This is a genomic window from Prodigiosinella confusarubida (assembly GCF_002847015.1).
GTDB lineage: Bacteria > Pseudomonadota > Gammaproteobacteria > Enterobacterales > Enterobacteriaceae > Prodigiosinella > Prodigiosinella aquatilis.
Window position 1 is genome coordinate 1,203,889 of record NZ_CP025085.1, and the last position, 18,223, is coordinate 1,222,111.

15 protein-coding genes and 1 riboswitch are annotated in these 18,223 nt (G+C 50.0%); of the genes, 7 read left to right on the top strand and 8 right to left on the bottom strand.

Annotated features, from left to right (window positions below; genetic code table 11):
- Positions 1-132: 132 nt before the first annotated feature.
- A complete protein-coding gene (gene pgi, locus CWC46_RS05615) occupies positions 133-1,785 on the bottom strand; it encodes a glucose-6-phosphate isomerase (RefSeq protein WP_021017239.1) in 1,653 nt (550 codons plus the stop codon).
- Positions 1,786-1,953: 168 nt separating this feature from the next.
- Positions 1,954-2,151, top strand: a riboswitch (Lysine riboswitch).
- Between the two features lie 119 nt (positions 2,152-2,270).
- On the opposite strand from pgi, the gene lysC reads away from it, so the two are divergent.
- Positions 2,271-3,635, top strand: a complete 1,365-nt coding sequence (lysC, locus tag CWC46_RS05620; RefSeq protein WP_021017238.1) for a lysine-sensitive aspartokinase 3 — start codon at positions 2,271-2,273, stop codon at positions 3,633-3,635.
- A gap of 145 nt (positions 3,636-3,780) precedes the next feature.
- Here the strand turns inward: lysC and ruvX are convergent, their stop codons facing one another.
- The 7 genes from ruvX to metK form a co-directional block, all read right to left on the bottom strand.
- A complete protein-coding gene (ruvX, locus tag CWC46_RS05625) occupies positions 3,781-4,200 on the bottom strand; it encodes a Holliday junction resolvase RuvX (protein ID WP_021017237.1) in 420 nt (139 codons plus the stop codon).
- A complete protein-coding gene (locus CWC46_RS05630) occupies positions 4,200-4,763 on the bottom strand; it encodes a YqgE/AlgH family protein (RefSeq protein ID WP_021017236.1) in 564 nt (187 codons plus the stop codon). The genes ruvX and CWC46_RS05630 overlap by 1 nt, the downstream gene beginning before the upstream one ends.
- Positions 4,764-4,859: 96 nt before the next feature.
- Positions 4,860-5,819, bottom strand: coding sequence for a glutathione synthase (gene gshB / locus CWC46_RS05635; RefSeq protein ID WP_021017235.1), 960 nt, complete (start codon positions 5,817-5,819; stop codon positions 4,860-4,862).
- A gap of 11 nt (positions 5,820-5,830) precedes the next feature.
- Positions 5,831-6,565 carry a 16S rRNA (uracil(1498)-N(3))-methyltransferase gene (gene rsmE / locus CWC46_RS05640; RefSeq protein ID WP_021017234.1) on the bottom strand — a complete coding sequence of 245 codons (735 nt, stop codon included), beginning with the start codon at positions 6,563-6,565 and terminating at the stop codon, positions 5,831-5,833.
- Between the two features lie 118 nt (positions 6,566-6,683).
- A complete protein-coding gene (gene endA / locus CWC46_RS05645) occupies positions 6,684-7,379 on the bottom strand; it encodes a deoxyribonuclease I (RefSeq protein ID WP_021017233.1) in 696 nt (231 codons plus the stop codon).
- A gap of 100 nt (positions 7,380-7,479) precedes the next feature.
- A complete protein-coding gene (locus CWC46_RS05650; protein ID WP_021017232.1) occupies positions 7,480-7,992 on the bottom strand; it encodes a SprT family zinc-dependent metalloprotease in 513 nt (170 codons plus the stop codon).
- Positions 7,993-8,109: 117 nt separating this feature from the next.
- Positions 8,110-9,264, bottom strand: a complete 1,155-nt coding sequence (gene metK, locus CWC46_RS05655; protein ID WP_021017231.1) for a methionine adenosyltransferase — start codon at positions 9,262-9,264, stop codon at positions 8,110-8,112.
- Positions 9,265-9,336: 72 nt separating this feature from the next.
- Here metK and CWC46_RS05660 point away from each other — a divergent pair, with 72 nt between their 5' ends.
- The 6 genes from CWC46_RS05660 to fbaA all read left to right on the top strand — a co-directional run bounded on the left by CWC46_RS05660 (position 9,337) and on the right by fbaA (position 18,164).
- On the top strand, positions 9,337-9,606 hold the full coding sequence (locus tag CWC46_RS05660; protein ID WP_021017230.1) for a hypothetical protein: 270 nt from the start codon (positions 9,337-9,339) through the stop codon (positions 9,604-9,606).
- 359 nt (positions 9,607-9,965) lie between these two features.
- Entirely contained in the window at positions 9,966-11,942 is a 1,977-nt protein-coding gene (gene speA / locus CWC46_RS05665) for a biosynthetic arginine decarboxylase (protein ID WP_021017229.1), read from the top strand.
- A gap of 378 nt (positions 11,943-12,320) precedes the next feature.
- Positions 12,321-14,315: a transketolase gene (tkt, locus tag CWC46_RS05670; RefSeq protein ID WP_021017228.1), complete on the top strand. Its 1,995-nt coding sequence runs from the start codon at positions 12,321-12,323 to the stop codon at positions 14,313-14,315.
- Positions 14,316-14,721: 406 nt separating this feature from the next.
- Entirely contained in the window at positions 14,722-15,738 is a 1,017-nt protein-coding gene (gene epd, locus CWC46_RS05675; RefSeq protein ID WP_021017227.1) for an erythrose-4-phosphate dehydrogenase, read from the top strand.
- A gap of 68 nt (positions 15,739-15,806) precedes the next feature.
- Complete coding sequence (gene pgk, locus CWC46_RS05680; protein WP_021017226.1) at positions 15,807-16,970, top strand: phosphoglycerate kinase; 1,164 nt, start codon at positions 15,807-15,809, stop codon at positions 16,968-16,970.
- Positions 16,971-17,087: 117 nt separating this feature from the next.
- Positions 17,088-18,164, top strand: a complete 1,077-nt coding sequence (fbaA, locus tag CWC46_RS05685; protein ID WP_021017225.1) for a class II fructose-bisphosphate aldolase — start codon at positions 17,088-17,090, stop codon at positions 18,162-18,164.
- Positions 18,165-18,223 lie beyond the last annotated feature (59 nt).

The following is an 18,223-nucleotide window of genomic DNA, read 5'->3' on the forward strand; positions in this document are numbered from 1 at the left end:
CAGATAAGAAACATGGGATGTCCGTGGCAACCATGAAGATGAGGCGCCCATTGAGGACGCCCCTCACTTTGTTTATTTTGACTACGGGTTCACTCGATCCACATTATGGAGTGCTTCATCTTGTGGTCTGATTTATTTTCCACGCCACTGTTTGAAGCGGTTAATCAATCCATTGGTGGAGCTGTCGTGGCTACTGACGCTGCTGCCATCCTGTAATTCCGGCAAAATGCGATTGGCGAGTTGCTTCCCTAACTCCACACCCCACTGGTCGAAAGTGAAGATATTCAGGATCACACCCTGTGTGAAGATCTTGTGTTCATACAGCGCAATCAGCGCACCCAGGCTATACGGTGTCATTTCCCGTAATAGAATGGAGTTGGTCGGGCGGTTTCCTTCAAACACTTTGAATGGTGCCACATGTTCAACCTCCTTCGGCGATTTCCCAGCTGCGGCGAATTCTGCTTCCACCACGTCACGGGATTTACCAAACGCCAGTGCCTCGGTTTGGGCAAAGAAGTTCGACAACAGTTTGTTGTGGTGATCACTTAACGGATTGTGGCTGATGGCTGGCGCGATAAAGTCACAGGGAACCAGTTTAGTGCCTTGATGAATCAGCTGATAGAACGCATGCTGACCGTTGGTGCCGGGCTCGCCCCAGATTATTGGGCCAGTCTGGTAAGTTACCGGGTTGCCATTGCGGTCAACATATTTACCGTTGGATTCCATGTTGCCCTGCTGGAAGTAGGCCGCAAAGCGATGCATGTACTGATCGTACGGTAGAATTGCTTCAGTTTCCGCACCAAAAAAATTGTTGTACCAGATGCCGATCAGCGCTAGCAGTACCGGCAGGTTTTTCTCTGCGGGCGTGGTGGAAAAATGCTTATCCATGGCATGGGCGCCACTGAGCAATTTTTCGAAGTTGTCAAAACCCAATGACAGTACGATGGATAAACCAATCGCCGACCACAGAGAGTAGCGGCCACCTACCCAGTCCCAGAATTCGAACATATTGTCGGTATCAATACCGAACTCACCTACTGCTTTGGCGTTGGTGGACAGTGCCACAAAATGCTTCGCCACATGTTTTTCATCTGATGCTGTTTTCAGGAACCAGTCACGGGCGCTATGGGCGTTGGTCATGGTTTCCTGCGTGGTGAAGGTTTTAGATGCGACCAGGAACAGCGTTGTTTCCGGGTTTAGTGGCTTCAGCGCTTCGGCAATATGTGTTCCGTCCACGTTGGAAACAAAATGCATATTCAGGTGGTTTTTATAGGGTCTTAGCGCTTCTGTCACCATGTAAGGCCCGAGATCGGAGCCGCCGATACCAATATTCACCACGTCGGTAATGGTCTTGCCGGTGTAGCCTTTCCAGTCACCGCCAATTACTCGCTCGCTGAACAACTTCATTTTTTGCAGTACAGCATTTACCTCCGGCATCACATCTTTACCATCCACCACAATTGGCGTGTTGCTACGATTGCGCAATGCGACATGCAGTACAGCACGGTCTTCAGTTCGGTTAATCTTTTCACCGGAAAACATAGAGTTAATGGCGCCAGCCAGATCGGTTTCACGCGCCAGGGCCTGAAGTTTTTCCAGCGTTTCTTCCGTAATGCGATTTTTGGCGTAATCCACCAACATCAGGTCGTCAAATGTAGCGGAAAAGCGGGAGAAGCGGGTATCATCCTGGGCAAAAAGATCACTGATCTTGACATCCTTCATCACGGTGAAATGCTGCTGTAATGCTTGCCAGGCGGCGGTTTGAGTGGGATTGATATTTTTCATAACAACGCTCTTATCTCTGAGAATGAATCGATAATAATTTCTCGATTGTATCCCGTAAAGCCGCACTTTAGATCCCTTTTCTTGCTAAATGAAATTCCCTCACTCATTGTTGATTGACAGTGGCCGTATTACCCGTTATTTCTAAAAGCCTACTTGTGCATTGTTGTGCAAGCCAGAAGAGGAGCATCGCCCAGGTAAGGTATCGGAGGAGCCGTAATCCGCTGAAGATACTTAAGGGGGAGCGATGCCGAGACGAAATACAGTGCGGCTGTATTTTGCCGACCGCAGGGGCTGAATCCTCTGGGTTGTCACCAGCATCGTTCTGCAAGGGCAGAGCGTTTAGCAAGGTGGAGCGCTTCTGGGTGTATCGTAGCTTTTTCCTCTACGTCTGCTCCCTGTTTATCGCTCTTTCCCTGTGCCAAGGCTGATTTATGAACTGTTATTGTCAATGATGACCATAACGCCCCTGACACGAGGTTTTTTGAATGCCCTCAACAATTGATAGTTCTCTTGTTATTGCCAAATTTGGTGGTACCAGCGTCGCAGATTTCAATGCCATGAATCGCAGTGCGGATATCGTGATTTCCAACCCACAGGTGAGAGTGGTGGTCTTGTCGGCGTCAGCTGGCATCACCAATCTGCTCGTGGCGCTGGCGGAAGGCCAATCCCAGGAAGAGCGCGAGTCTTATATCGAGAAGATTCGTCAAATACAGTATGCCATTATTGACCGACTGAATAATCCGGCAGTGATTCGTGAAGAAGTCGATCGCATGCTGGATAATATCACCAGACTGTCTGAAGCTGCGGCATTGGCTACATCCAATGCGCTGACGGATGAATTGGTCAGCCATGGCGAGTTGATGTCTACCTTACTGTTCGTCGAAGTTCTGCGTGAGCGTAATGTGGTTTCTGAATGGTTTGATGTGCGTAAAATCATGCGTACTGATGATCATTTTGGTCGTGCCGAACCTGATTGCACGGCACTGGTGACGTTGACCCGTAGTCAGTTGATGCCGCGTCTGTCAAATGGGTTGATCATTACTCAAGGCTTTATTGGCAGTGAGGCCAAAGGACGTACCACGACGCTAGGCCGTGGTGGCAGTGACTATACCGCTGCGCTGCTGGGTGAAGCACTGAATGCCAACCGTATTGATATCTGGACCGATGTTCCCGGTATTTATACCACCGACCCACGGGTAGTTCCGGCGGCGCGTCGTATTGATAAAATTACTTTTGAGGAAGCGGCGGAAATGGCAACCTTCGGCGCCAAAGTGCTGCATCCTGCTACTCTGTTGCCGGCGGTACGCAGTGACATTCCGGTTTTTGTCGGTTCTAGTAAGGATCCGGTCGCCGGGGGTACGCTGGTCTGTAATCGAACCGACGCGCCACCATTATTTCGCGCACTGGCCTTGCGCCGCAAACAAACTCTGCTGACATTGCACAGTTTGAATATGCTACATGCACACGGCTTTCTGGCAGAAGTATTCAGTATTCTAGCCCGTCACAGCATCTCCGTGGATCTGATCACTACCTCGGAAGTCAATGTCGCTCTGACACTAGATACCACTGGCTCAACGTCAACCGGTGATAGTTTGCTGTCCAGTGCGTTACTGACTGAACTATCTTCACTGTGTCGGGTTGAAGTGGAAGAGAATCTGTCATTGGTGGCGCTAATCGGTAACAAGCTTTCACAAGCCTGTGGTGTGGGCAAAGAGGTGTTCGGTGTGTTGGAACCATTTAATATCCGGCTGATTTGCTATGGTGCCAGTACACATAATCTATGCTTCCTGGTGCCTACCGGGGATGCAGAGCAAGTGGTACAAACGCTGCATCACAATTTGTTTGAATAACAGAGGTATTCACTATCGGCTAGCTGGCAGAAATCACCTTGCCTGTGGGTGGACAAGTGGTTTCTGTCAGCAGGCATGCGGAGAGACATCCGGCCTGGGCGAAAAAATAGGGTGTAGGATAGTGATCCTGGCGTTCCGGTGCTTGTTACGCTTGCTGTCCAAACCAGCTTTCGAGAATGATGACAGCGGAAGCCGCATCTACACTGCCTTTATCCAGCGCTCGGAATCCACCTTGTTCAAACAGGCTGGATCGGGCTTCTACCGTACTCAAACGTTCATCTTGTAAGGCGATTTGCACGCCAAAGCGGCCATGCAGGCGTTGAGCAAATTTGCGTGCCCTGGCGGTCAGTGGTTGCTCGGTGCCATCCATATTCAATGGCAGGCCCACTACCAGCAGATCAGGTTGCCATTCTTGCAGAAGTTTTTCCACTTGCTGCCAGTCAGGCGTGCCATCCTGTGCCTTGAAGGCAGTAAGAGGGCGAGCTGTACGGGTAATATCCTGACCAATAGCAACACCAATGCTGCGAGTGCCAAAATCAAACGCCATGATAGTGCGGTTGACCATCAGGAATGCCCTGCTTCAGCGACGATATTATGAATATCCACCCCAAGTTTTTTGGCTGCTGCTCGCCAGCGTTCTGCTATTGGTGTATGGAACAGAATTTCTTTATCCGCCGGCGTGGTCAGCCAGGCATTATCCAGTAATTCGTTTTCCAACTGCCCGCCTTCCCATGCGGTATATCCGAGGGCAACCAGTGTTTCTTCTGGCTGAACGGGTGTCCCCAGTGTTTCCAGCACATCTTTTGACGTCGTGATCATCGTGTCTTCGGAAATGCCAATACTGGAAGAGAAGCCAGGACGTGGTGTATGGAGAATAAAACCGCGATCGTCAGCCAGTGGCCCGCCAGAGAACACGGGTTTGTCCAGACGAATGGACGGATCACGTGGCGTCGGTTCAATGCTCAGCTTTTTCAGCACGCTTTCCACTGTAAATTGTTCCATAGGTTTATTAATGATTAACCCCATGGCTCCATCTTCATTGTGCTCGCAAATATAAACCACCGAACGTTTAAACGTCGGGTCTTGCAGCGCAGGCATGGCAATAAGAAAATGATGCTGTAAATTCATCGTATGTACTTATCGTTTTTTGTCAGGGTTGATGTGGGTTCGCCAGCATAAAAACGGGCGAACCGAGCGGTTATGCATCATCGACTGAGAACCGGATCAGCCATGACGTTGGCTTAGCCGGCGCGCAATGGCATCCATCAGCATGCCAGTAATGGAGACATCTGGATAGGCTGTTTCGATCTCACGGGCACACGTCGGGCTGGTAACGTTAATTTCAGTCAGACGATCGCCAATAATATCCAGACCGACAAATATCAATCCTTTCTGTTTCAGTACCGGGGAGACCTTTCGTGCTATCTGCCAATCGCTTTCGCTCAGCGGACGTGCTTCACCACGGCCACCGGCAGCCAGATTGCCGCGAGTTTCACCGCTTTTCGGAATACGGGCCAGGCAGTAAGGCACTGGCTCGCCATCCACGACCAGCACACGCTTGTCGCCATCTTTAATGGCAGGTAGATAGGTTTGAGCCATGCAATAACGGCTACCATATTCAGTCAAGGTTTCAATGATGACCGAAATGTTAGCATCGTCTGGTTTTAAACGAAAAATAGATGTTCCACCCATCCCGTCTAGCGGTTTAAGAATGATATCGCTGTGATGTTGATGAAATTGGCGCAACTTGTCTGCACTACGGGTTACCAGTGTATCCGGTGTCAGTTCCGGGAACCAGGCGGTGAACAGCTTTTCATTACAATCACGCAGGCTCTTGGGTTTGTTGACAATCAGCGTGCCTTTCTCTTCCGCACGTTCAAGAATATAGGTAGCGTAGATAAATTCGGTATCAAACGGTGGGTCTTTACGCATTAATACCACATCCAGTTCATGCAGGGCGATATCCTGCGTGGCACCGAAATCATACCAGCCATTATAGTCGTACTGGACGCTCAGAATTCGGGTGGTTGCCCGTGCTTCGCCGACGTGCAGATAGAGATCGCCCATCTCCATGTAATGCAGTTCCCAGCCACGGCGCTGCGCTTCCAGCAGCATGGCAAAGCTGGTGTCTTTCTTGATATTGATGGCTGCAATCGGATCCATCACGATTCCGAGTTTGATCATTATTTTCTCCTTTACCCCAGATCGCCGAATCGTACCTGTAAGGCTGTGATTGCGGTGAGAGCTGTAGTTTCTGTACGCAGAATGCGTGGCCCCAGTAGGATATCGGTAAATCCATATTCTGCGGTCATCGCAATTTCATCGGAAGAGAGCCCACCTTCCGGACCAATCAGCAACCGAACACGTTTCACGGGCAGTGGTAGTGTATTAATACTTTGCGTCGCGCGCGGATGAAGATTCAGTTTTAACGTATTGTCCTGTTCCGCGCACCAGCTTTCCAGTGGCATGGCAGGGCGAATTTCCGGAATGCGGTTTCGACCGCACTGCTCGCAGGCAGCAATAATAATTTTTTTCCACTGGGCGATCTTTTTATCCAGGCGGTCACTATCCAGTTTGACGCCACAGCGTTCGGAAAACAGTGGAGTAATGACATTGACGCCCAGCTCAATGGATTTCTGGATGGTGAACTCCATTTTTTCACCCCGGGACATCACCTGACCTAAATGCAGGTACAGTGGTGATTCACAGTCTTCCAGCCGACCTTCGGTATAGCGCACACGCACATTTTTTTTACCAGCCAGCACAATCTCAGCATCGAAAATAAAATTACTGCCATCCAGTAGTTGTAGTGACTGACCAGGCAGCATGCGCAGAACGCGGCCAATATGGTTGGCGGCATCGTCGCTCAGTTCGGTTTCACCCCCGGTTGGTGAGAGTGTCTCCGGGTGAAAAATGCGCGGTATTCGCATTGATATCTGGCCTTAATATCGTTATTTATCTGAATGGGCAGCCGCCCCATACGCAACAAACCACCGCCAGAGTAACGGTGGTTCAGAGGACTGATAGCTATAGTAGGTAGACGGGCTATTACTGGCAAGCTTGTTGCACGTATGGGTTATGATTCCCTTGCACCTGCGCGATGCGTTTATCACGGGTACATTCCCACCGGGTTACCGGATGAAGCGTGTTCCAGGCTTCAAACAACTGGGTTTGCTGGCGGGACAGATTCAGATTATAGCGATCGCGCATATAGAAATAGGTACGGGCAATCGCTCCACGTGCACGTTCTGGTGGTTCAGCCAGATGATTTTTAAAATCCGCTTTCATTTCGCACTGACCATACTGTTTTTCCCCGCCGTTCCACTGACCGTACATAAAGTTACCACGGTCGCCATTCACTTCACCAATCGCCGGTTGCAGGTTGTGCAAATCGGTTTCTATCTGCCGGTAGACTGGGTCTTTATTGCAATTTTTGCGGCCGCCATTTTGCCAGCATTGGCGTAGATGGCCAAACTGCCAGGCGGGGACGACGTGTTCCCATTCAATGCGGTTGGCGCGATTGGCATTTTTTCGGACCTGATAATCGCAGGACGCCAAATCTGGGACTCCTTTTTTACCCTGCCAGGTAATTTTACAACCACAATAAAAGGTGCCGGGCGCATCCTGATTTATTTTCACTGCGGCAGCTTTTGCCTGAGTAAAACTATTGATTCCCCGGCTTAGGGTGGCAGTGGAGATCAAACTTAAACCTAACAATGCGATAACAAGAATTTTGCGAAGCATGTTCCAACATAACCTTCAGACGTGAAAGTTGGCAGCGTACCGGAAGTGTTCCATGCAAGCAAATGCTAAAAAAATAGCATTAAAACCCGTAAATTTTATTTTAAAAAGAATTTGTTACGAGAGGACGTAATGTTTCACCACAATAGCGGCAGCGGTATTCAGTCTCTCCTCGTACGACCCGATTATGGCGGCGCAGCGTTAAATCGTGTTGACGGCAGGCACACTGATAAGGGAAGGTTTTCCCTTGTACGGAGGTGATCTCAAAGCGATGGGTGCGTCGGGCCGGGACGTTTAGCACCTCTTCCATCATCCAGCGCCACTCTTTACCGTGTGGCGATGTTCTGCCAAAACGGGAAAACACCAGTAAATGCGCTAGTTCGTGCGGTATTACCTCGTCAATAAAGGTTTGTTGGTTCTCCTTGAGCAGGATTGGGTTTAAGCGGATTTCCCAGGCTTTCAGCCAGGCGCTACCTGCGGTTAACCCCCGCTGGTAATAATTGACGGTTGGTTCAGGATAGTGACTGCCAAGTACGGCGTTGGCGTGCCGCAGTTTCTCACGCAGACAGCGTATTACCGCTTGCTGTAAGGCAATGGGAATTCGTGGTGTGTTCATGCGGGTAGCTTAACGTTGGCAACGATAGTGCTCAAGTGTATGCCGCCCTGAATAGGGTGGAAATAAAAAACGGCGAAGGTTATTCGCCGTTTGAAAATCATGGCAATCGCAAGGTTTTTATTGCAACCCAGCGGAATAGCGCAGTTTTTCTGCCAGATCGGTTTTTTCCCACGGGAAGTGCTCGCGGCCGAAGTGGCCGTAGGCTGCTGTTTCCTGATAGATCGGGTGCAGCAGATCCAGCATCTGAATCAGACCATATGGACGCAGATCGAAGAACTGACGTACCAATTGAGCCAGGCGGTCGGCCGAGATTTTCTCAGTACCAAAGGTTTCAATCATGATAGAGGTCGGTTCGGCTATGCCGATAGCATAGGAAATCTGGATTTCGCAACGATCAGCCAGACCGGCTGCAACGATATTCTTCGCCACATAACGGGCCGCATAGGCTGCTGAACGGTCAACCTTTGACGGATCTTTACCAGAGAACGCGCCACCACCGTGGCGAGCCGCACCACCGTAAGTATCCACGATGATCTTACGGCCTGTCAGACCACAGTCACCCATTGGACCACCAATCACGAAACGCCCCGTCGGGTTGATGAAATATTTGGTATCGGCGGACAGCCATTCAGCTGGCAGAACGGGTTTGATGATCTCTTCCATCACTGCTTCATGCAGGTCTCTTTGATGGATATCTTCAGAGTGTTGGGTGGAAAGTACCACTGCATCAATACCGGCGATTTTTCCGTCGTCATACAGGAAGGTTACCTGGCTTTTTGCATCCGGACGTAACCACGGCAGTGTGCCGTTTTTACGTACTTCAGACTGACGTTGAACCAGACGGTGAGCATAGGTAATTGGGGCGGGCATTAGTACGTCGGTTTCATTGGTGGCATAACCGAACATCAGCCCCTGATCACCCGCACCTTGTTCCAGTGGATTACTGCGGTCAACACCCTGATTAATATCCGGAGACTGTTTGCCAATGGCGCTCAACACCGCGCAAGAATTGGCATCAAAGCCCATTTCAGAATTAACGTAGCCGATTTCGCGTATTGTCCGACGGGTGATCTCTTCGATATCGACCCAGGCGCTGGTCGTGATTTCACCCCCGACTAGCACCATACCGGTTTTTACGTAAGTCTCACAGGCAACGCGCGCTTTCGGATCCTGCTCCAAAATAGCGTCAAGGACGGCGTCAGAAATCTGGTCGGCGATTTTATCAGGATGCCCTTCAGAGACAGACTCGGACGTAAAAAGGTGTTTAGCCATGAATTCTTTACCTTTCAAGCAAAGCCGTTAAGCAATTTATCGGTTAATCAGTATAGATGGATTAACATCTGGATGGCTATTCTAGGCCAGCTTTTGGCCCCATTACCAGCAATTTTTTGGTACGACCAGACCATTGGATTACGTCATCGACGTTTTTACGGGGAAAAGAAGAAGATATTTACCATTTTCATTTTGCTTTTCCGGTATCAGATCGGTATAAACGCGCGTGCGGTTTGTTGTCCGTGGTATGATACTTTTAACGATTTCCGTGATGGCCTGACCGCATACCTGTGCGGCGCGCGTGGAGGTGATAGGATTAATGATCCGTTGTTTGCTGAGTGAGTTGCGTTCGCAGCGCTTTCCTTTTGACGCCATGGCGTCACTGACTCAACCCTTTCTGTTATTTTCCCGAAGTTGCCTTTCCCGAAGCGCGACGCAGGACTCCCGAGCGGGCTAACCTGCATTTTCCCCGAGCAGATGAACGATAAACGTTCTTCTGGTGATAGTTTCCCTTTGGTTTTCACCGATCCGTATCTCGGAGTTCGACATCGTGTTTTACACTCATAAAGGTCATAAAACGACGGCATACTACAGCCTGTCAGGTTTCCTACTGTTAACGCAGTATGCAGTGGACGTATTGCCACTTATTTTTGCGGGCACAGAGGCGATGGTTGATAAAAAAGTAAACGAAGGTGGGTGCCATGTCTGACGATATGATTCATCCGCACTTATCGACGACGGGTAAACATGAAACTTTACGCTCTATGCAAGAGGTGGCCATGAACGATCGCGATGCCAGCGAAATGCTCCGTACCTATAATATTGCCTGGTGGGGTAATAATTACTACGACGTTAACGAGCTGGGGCATATCAGTGTTTGCCCGGATCCTGATGTTCCTGAAGCTCGCGTTGATTTGGCCGAATTGGTCAAGGAACGACAAAAAGATAACCAGCGTCTGCCAGCCTTGTTCTGTTTTCCACAGATTTTACAGCACCGGCTGCGTTCGATTAACGCAGCGTTTAAACGCGCTCGTGAATCTTTTGGTTACGAAGGTGGCTATTTTCTGGTGTATCCCATCAAGGTTAATCAGCATCGCCGAGTGATCGAGTCACTGGTGAATTCTGGCGAACCACTGGGACTGGAGGCGGGTTCCAAAGCGGAATTAATGGCTGTATTGGGCCATGCCGGTATGACCCGCACCGTTATCGTCTGTAATGGTTACAAAGATCGCGAATATATTCGTTTGGCGCTGATCGGTGAAAAACTGGGTCATAAGATCTACCTGGTTATCGAAAAGATGTCGGAAATCAAGCTGGTGCTGGAAGAAGCCGAGCGCCTGAATGTCGTGCCACGTCTTGGTGTGCGTGCCCGTCTGGCTTCCCAGGGCTCTGGCAAATGGCAGTCCAGCGGTGGCGAGAAATCCAAGTTCGGCCTGGCGGCGATGCAGGTACTGCAACTGGTTGAAATGCTCCGGGAAGCGAACCGCCTGGATAGCCTACAACTGTTGCATTTCCATCTTGGTTCTCAGTTGTCCAACATTCGTGATATTGCCACTGGTGTCCGTGAGTCAGCGCGTTTTTATGTTGAATTGCATAAACTGGGTGTGAATATCCAGTGTTTTGATGTTGGTGGCGGTCTGGGGGTGGACTATGAAGGTACCCGTTCCCAGTCTGATTGTTCGGTGAATTATGGCTTGAATGAGTATGCCAACAATGTCATCTGGGGTATCGGCGATGCCTGTAACGAATATGGTTTGCCACACCCGATGGTGATTACCGAATCCGGACGAGCGGTAACTGCACACCATACCGTCTTGGTTTCCAACATCATTGGGGTTGAACGCAACGAATTCAGTGAGCCGGAAGCGCCAGATGAAGATGCACCACGTGCGCTGGAAAGTCTGTGGTCAACCTGGAAAGAAATTACCCAGCCAGGTAATCGGCGCTCCCTGCGTGAATGGCTGCACGACAGCCAGATGGATTTGCATGACGTGCACACACAATACACGCATGGCATGTTGGATCTGACGCAGCGTGCCAAGGCAGAACAGCTTTATCTTGGTATCTGCCAACAGATCCAGCAACGGTTGGATCCAAGTAACCGCGCACACCGTCCGGTAATCGATGAACTGCAAGAACGCATGGCCGATAAGTTGTATGTGAACTTTTCGCTGTTCCAGTCTATGCCTGATGCCTGGGGGATCGACCAGTTGTTCCCTGTCATGCCATTGGAGGGGTTGGACAAGCCGCCACAGCGTCGTGCGGTCCTGTTGGATATCACCTGTGATTCTGACGGTACCATTGATCATTATGTGGACGGTGATGGGATCGCAACCACCATGCCGATGCCACCTTATGATCCGGAAAACCCACCGCTTCTGGGCTTTTTTATGGTCGGTGCTTATCAGGAAATTTTGGGCAATATGCACAACTTGTTCGGTGATACTTCAACCGTTGACGTGTATGTATTCCCGGATGGTTCGGTTGAAGTGGAAGAGTCTGATGAAGGCAATACCGTGGCGGATATGCTGGAGTATGTGCAGCTCGACCCGAAAGTGCTGATGTCTCGCTTCCGTGATCAGGTGAAGGAAACCGATCTGGACCCGGATCTTCAGGCGCAGTTCCTTGCCGAGTTTGAATCCGGATTGTACGGCTATACGTATCTGGAAGATGAGTAAATTTTCGGGCAGATAAAAAAGGATGCTATTTGCATCCTTTTTTTTGTTCTCCAAAGGGTTATTGGTTCACGACTATTTATTCCCGATGTTTTGTGTCGAAAGAGTCCAGGTACAATATCCATCTTGATCATATTTCAGTTATTAATGTGTAAAGGACTAAGGATAAGTGGTGCCTGCCCGGTGTTGAAAGATGCCACTTGCCACAAAACTGAAATGTCAGCAGGCGAATCCTTCTTTTCTGCTCACTGTTCCATGTGCAATCAATTATGTTTTCATGTACATTTGTAGCTATCTTTTCTTTGTCTTTCCTGGCTAACACGTTGATTAATCTATCGTATGTCTGGCAAGACATTCGTTCAATCCGATCTGGAGTAAAGCATGTCCTCTCGTAAAGAACTTGCCAATGCTATCCGTGCACTGAGCATGGATGGCGTGCAAAAGGCCAAATCCGGTCATCCTGGCGCCCCAATGGGCATGGCGGATATCGCCGAAGTCCTGTGGCGTGATTACCTGAGCCACAACCCTTCCAATCCGCATTGGGCTAACCGCGACCGCTTTGTGCTGTCTAACGGTCATGCTTCCATGCTGATTTACAGCCTGTTGCACCTCACTGGCTATGACCTGCCAATTGAAGAGTTGAAAAATTTCCGTCAGCTGCACTCCAAAACACCGGGTCACCCGGAAGTGGGCCACACCGTAGGCGTGGAAACCACCACCGGTCCGTTGGGGCAGGGGATTGCCAACGCGGTAGGGATGGCGATCGCCGAGCGCACCATGGCGGCGCAGTTCAACCGCCCTGGTCATGAGATTGTCGACCACCACACCTATGTGTTCATGGGTGATGGCTGCATGATGGAAGGGATCTCCCACGAAGTCTGTTCGCTGGCGGGTACGCTGAAGCTGGGTAAGCTGGTGGCATTCTATGATGACAACGGCATTTCTATTGACGGCCACGTTGATGGCTGGTTCACCGACGATACGGCAGCCCGTTTTGAAGCCTACGACTGGCACGTGATCCGTGGTATTGATGGTCACGATGCCGATGCCATCAAGCGCGCTATCGTTGAAGCACAACAGGTTTCTGATAAACCGTCGCTGCTGATGTGTAAAACCGTGATTGGTTTCGGTTCGCCAAACAAGGCCGGTACGCATGATTCACACGGTGCGCCGCTGGGTGATGCTGAAGTGGCCGCGACCCGCGAACAACTGGGCTGGAAATACGGACCGTTTGAAATTCCGGCAGAAATGTATGCCGAGTGGGATGCGCGTGAAACGGGTCAGCGTAAAGAGTCTGCCTGGAATAAGGCGTTTGACGCTTATGCCAGTGCTTATCCTGATCTGGCAGTCGAATTTACCCGCCGAATGAACGGTGAACTGCCGGCAAACTGGCAGGAAGAATCAGCGAAAGTGGTTGAACAGTGGCAGGCGAATCCTGCCAAGATTGCCAGCCGTAAAGCCTCACAGAATGCACTGGAAGCGTATGGAAAACTGTTGCCGGAATTCCTGGGCGGCTCTGCCGATCTGGCCCCGAGCAACCTGACCATCTGGTCTGGTTCGAAAGCGTTGAATGAAGATGCGGCCGGTAACTACATCCACTATGGCGTGCGCGAATTTGGTATGACCGCGATTGCTAACGGTATCTCCTTGCACGGTGGTTTTGTGCCGTATACCGCGACGTTCCTGATGTTTGTGGAATACGCCCGTAATGCGGTGCGTATGGCGGCGCTGATGAAAATACGCAGCATCTATGTGTATACCCATGATTCGATTGGTCTGGGTGAAGACGGACCGACGCATCAGCCGGTAGAGCAACTGGCCAGCTTGCGGGTGACGCCGAACATGAGTACCTGGCGGCCGGCAGACCAGGTAGAAACTGCGGTAGCCTGGAAATACGCGATTGAACGTAAAGATGGCCCGACAGCCTTGATTCTGTCACGTCAGAATCTTGCACAGCAGGAACGCTCGGCACAGCAGTTGGCCGATGTGGCGAAAGGGGCTTACGTGCTGAAAGACAGTAATGGTCAGCCGGACGTCATCCTGATAGCCACCGGTTCAGAAGTCGACCTGGCGGTCAGCGCGTATAGGAAACTGACAGAAGAGGGCATCAAGGCCCGCGTGGTATCGATGCCCTCGACGGATGCGTTTGACAAGCAGGATGCGGCCTACCATGAAGCGGTGCTGCCGAAAGGGGTGCCGGCGCGAGTGGCGATTGAAGCGGGGATTGCGGATTACTGGTACAAGTATGTGGGTCTGAACGGCGCGATAGTGGGAATGACGAGCTTCGGTGAATCAGCCCCGGCCGAACTGCTGTTTGAAGAGTTTGGTTTCACCACTGAGAACGTGGTTGCCAAAGCGAAGGCGCTGTTGAAGTAATTCCGATGTGTTGTTCCTGCCATGCTTGCTTATGCGGGCATGACAGGTGAGTGTTTGCAGTATGTTTATCTGTTATCTGAGACCGGAGTGCTCCGGTCTTTTTTCATTCTGTCTGATCGCATTATTTTTCAGTTTGCAGCGCTCTGTGGCAAAGTGTGCGATTATTTTTTGACATGTGTCACTCTTCTGGAACAGTTAGGTTGGGAATATTCCCTTTGTCTATTAATTCGTTTATGCTAGCTGAAGCGTTTCAGTTATCGATTTTACGGCCATCACAGTAAGATTGATCCCTAGGATCAAATGACGGTCAATGGAGATCAACGCATAACGTAATCAACGGTTTATTCCTGATGGCGTACTGATTATTCTATAAGAATGGCAGGTTTATCATTATTCAGGAAATTCCATGACAATCCGTATTGCGATAAACGGTTTTGGCCGGATTGGCCGCAGTGTATTACGGGCGTTGTATGAATCAGGACGCCGGGCCGAAATCACCGTAGTGGCGATAAATGAACTGGCGGATGCGGCGGGGATCGCCCATTTACTCAAATATGATACCAGTCATGGTCGTTTTGCGTGGGATGTCCGCCAGGAGTGTGACCAGTTGTATGTCGGGGACGATACTATCCGATTACTGCATCAGCCCGATATTCAAGACTTGCCCTGGAAAGAATTAGGAGTAGACATCGTTTTGGATTGCAGCGGTGTGTATGGTAGTCGGGCGGATGGCGAAGCCCATCTGGCCGCCGGTGCCAGGAAAGTCCTGTTTTCACATCCGGGCGCTGCGGATTTGGATGCGACGATCGTGTTTGGCGTCAATCATCGGGAACTAAAGACAGAACACCGTCTGGTTTCCAATGCGTCCTGTACCACTAACTGCATCATCCCCATAATTAAACTGCTGGATGATGCTTTTGGCATTGAAAGCGGCACTGTGACAACGATCCACTCTTCGATGAATGACCAGCCAGTGATTGATGCTTATCATCGTGATTTGCGTCGTACACGGGCTGCCAGTCAGTCAATCATCCCAGTGGATACTAAACTGGCGATAGGCATTACGCGTTTTTTTCCGAAATTTATGGATCGCTTTGAAGCGATTTCAGTGCGAGTGCCGACGATCAACGTTACCGCGATCGATTTAAGTGTTAGCGTGAAACGTGTAGTAAAAGTTAATGAAATCAATGCTATTTTGCAAAAATCAGCGCGTAGTACATTTCGTGGTATAGTTGACTATACAGAATTGCCGCTGGTTTCTGCTGATTTTAACCACGATCCGCATAGCGCAATTGTTGACGGTACACAGACCCGGGTTAGTGGGCAGCATCTGATTAAAACACTGGTCTGGTGCGATAACGAATGGGGTTTTGCCAACCGGATGTTGGATACAACACGGGCGATGGCAACCTGCGGTTTCTAGTACGTGATATCGGGAAATCTGGTATCTCGCTCAAGCAACTTTAAAGAGAATCAACAAGAGGATTCACCATGGCTGTAATTAAGATGACCGATCTGGATCTGGCCGGTAAGCGTGTATTTATCCGTTCGGATCTGAATGTGCCGGTAAAAGATGGCAAAGTGACGTCTGATGCGCGTATCCGCGCTTCTCTGCCGACCATAGAAATTGCCCTGAAACAGGGTGCGCGCGTAATGGTAACCTCTCACCTGGGACGTCCCACTGAAGGCGAATACACCGAAGAGTTTTCCCTGCTGCCCGTAGTTAACTACCTGAAGGATAATCTGTCCTTCCCGGTACGTCTGGCAAAAGAGTACCTGGACGGCGTCGATGTAGCTGAAGGCGAGTTGGTTGTGCTGGAAAACGTCCGTTTTAACAAAGGTGAAAAGAAAGACGATGAAGTGTTGTCCAAAAAATATGCCGCACTGTGCGACGTATTTGTTATGGACGCATTCGGCACTGCACATCGTGCTCAGGCATCTACTCACGGTGTTGGCAGGTTTGCGCCAATCGCTTGTGCTGGCCCGTTACTGTCCAACGAACTGGAAGCACTGGGTAAAGCATTAGGTAACCCGGCTCGCCCGATGGTGGCTATCGTTGGCGGCTCCAAGGTATCTACCAAACTGACTGTACTGGGGGCCTTGTCAAAAATCGCTGATCAGCTGATTGTTGGTGGAGGTATTGCCAACACCTTCATTGCTGCTCAGGGTCATAACGTAGGTAAATCCCTGTACGAAGCGGATCTGATTCCTGAAGCGAAGAAATTGCTGGAAACCTGTGATATTCCGGTACCGAGTGATGTACGCGTAGCCACTGAGTTTTCTGAAACTGCCACCGCTACCTTGAAGTCAGTCGCGGCCATTAAAGACGATGAGCAGATTCTGGATCTGGGTGACGTTTCGGCTGAGCGCCTGGCTGAAATTCTGAAAAATGCCAAAACTATTCTGTGGAATGGTCCGGTTGGTGTTTTTGAATTCCCTAACTTCCGTAAAGGAACTGAAGTGGTCGCCCGTGCTATCGCTGACAGTGATGCATTTTCCATCGCTGGCGGCGGCGATACGCTGGCTGCCATTGATCTGTTCGGCATTGCGGACAAAATTTCCTATATTTCTACTGGTGGTGGCGCCTTCCTGGAGTTCGTTGAAGGTAAAAAACTGCCAGCAGTAGTGATGCTGGAAGAACGCGGCAAACAGTAATTTTTGAACAGGAGAAACTCTCCTGTCTGCGGTTGCCCCGGTGTGATGCCGGGGTGACTATCGATGTAACAGTCGATATCTCTAACCCTCCACGGCCAACGAAACAGGACACGTAATATGTCTAAAATTTTTGACTTCGTAAAACCGGGTGTCATCACGGGTGATGACGTTCAGAAAGTTTTCGCAGTAGCAAAAGAAAACAAATTTGCTCTACCAGCGGTTAACTGTGTTGGTACTGACTCGGTTAATGCTGTGCTGGAAGCCGCCGCTAAAGTGCGCTCGCCAGTAATCGTTCAGTTTTCTAATGGCGGTGCGGCATTTATTGCTGGCAAAGGCCTGAAAGCTGAAGGTCAACAAGCGGCGATTTTGGGCGCGATTTCTGGTGCGCATCATGTTCATCAGATGGCTGAGCACTACGGTGTTCCGGTTATCCTGCACACTGACCACTGTGCCAAGAAATTGCTACCGTGGCTGGACGGACTGCTGGATGCAGGCGAGAAATACTTCGCTGCTACTGGTAAGCCGCTGTTCTCTTCCCATATGATCGACTTGTCTGAAGAGTCCCTGGAAGAAAATATCGAGATTTGCAGCAAATACCTGACTCGTATGGCGAAGATGGACATGACGCTGGAGATCGAACTGGGTTGCACTGGCGGTGAAGAAGATGGTGTAGATAACAGCCATCTGGATAATTCTGCGCTGTACACCCAGCCGGAAGACGTGGCATATGCGTATGAAAAACTAAATGCAATTAGCCCACGGATTACCATCGCGGCCTCTTTTGGTAACGTACACGGTGTTTACAAACCGGGTAATGTACAGTTGACGCCGAAAATCCTGCGCAATTCTCAGGATTATGTGTCCAAGAAATTCAATTTGCCACACAACAGCCTGGACTTTGTATTCCACGGTGGTTCTGGTTCTTCTGCCGAAGAGATCAAAGAAGCGGTTAGCTACGGTGTGATTAAAATGAACATCGATACAGATACCCAATGGGCAACCTGGGAAGGTATTCTGGGCTATTACAAGAAGAATGAAGGCTATCTGCAAAGTCAGTTGGGTAACCCGGAAGGGGCTGACAAGCCAAACAAGAAACACTATGATCCGCGTGCCTGGCTACGTGCGGCTCAGGTCACGATGGTAACTCGTCTGGAAAAAGCGTTTAAAGAGCTGAATGCAATCGACGTATTGTAATTTAGTTTTCGTTTATTCACGTTACTATTAATATTAAGGCTCCTGCGGGAGCCTTAATT

Excerpts from the sequence above, each read along its gene's own strand:
- pgi (WP_021017239.1), bottom strand. The coding sequence starts at position 1,785 with ATGAAAAATATCAATCCCACTCAAACCGCCGCCTGGCAAGCATTACAG.
- lysC (WP_021017238.1), top strand. The coding sequence starts at position 2,271 with ATGCCCTCAACAATTGATAGTTCTCTTGTTATTGCCAAATTTGGTGGT.
- ruvX (WP_021017237.1), bottom strand. The coding sequence starts at position 4,200 with ATGGTCAACCGCACTATCATGGCGTTTGATTTTGGCACTCGCAGCATT.
- CWC46_RS05630 (WP_021017236.1), bottom strand. The coding sequence starts at position 4,763 with ATGAATTTACAGCATCATTTTCTTATTGCCATGCCTGCGCTGCAAGAC.
- gshB (WP_021017235.1), bottom strand. The coding sequence starts at position 5,819 with ATGATCAAACTCGGAATCGTGATGGATCCGATTGCAGCCATCAATATC.
- rsmE (WP_021017234.1), bottom strand. The coding sequence starts at position 6,565 with ATGCGAATACCGCGCATTTTTCACCCGGAGACACTCTCACCAACCGGG.
- endA (WP_021017233.1), bottom strand. The coding sequence starts at position 7,379 with ATGCTTCGCAAAATTCTTGTTATCGCATTGTTAGGTTTAAGTTTGATC.
- CWC46_RS05650 (WP_021017232.1), bottom strand. The coding sequence starts at position 7,992 with ATGAACACACCACGAATTCCCATTGCCTTACAGCAAGCGGTAATACGC.
- metK (WP_021017231.1), bottom strand. The coding sequence starts at position 9,264 with ATGGCTAAACACCTTTTTACGTCCGAGTCTGTCTCTGAAGGGCATCCT.
- CWC46_RS05660 (WP_021017230.1), top strand. The coding sequence starts at position 9,337 with ATGGCTATTCTAGGCCAGCTTTTGGCCCCATTACCAGCAATTTTTTGG.
- speA (WP_021017229.1), top strand. The coding sequence starts at position 9,966 with ATGTCTGACGATATGATTCATCCGCACTTATCGACGACGGGTAAACAT.
- tkt (WP_021017228.1), top strand. The coding sequence starts at position 12,321 with ATGTCCTCTCGTAAAGAACTTGCCAATGCTATCCGTGCACTGAGCATG.
- epd (WP_021017227.1), top strand. The coding sequence starts at position 14,722 with ATGACAATCCGTATTGCGATAAACGGTTTTGGCCGGATTGGCCGCAGT.
- pgk (WP_021017226.1), top strand. The coding sequence starts at position 15,807 with ATGGCTGTAATTAAGATGACCGATCTGGATCTGGCCGGTAAGCGTGTA.
- fbaA (WP_021017225.1), top strand. The coding sequence starts at position 17,088 with ATGTCTAAAATTTTTGACTTCGTAAAACCGGGTGTCATCACGGGTGAT.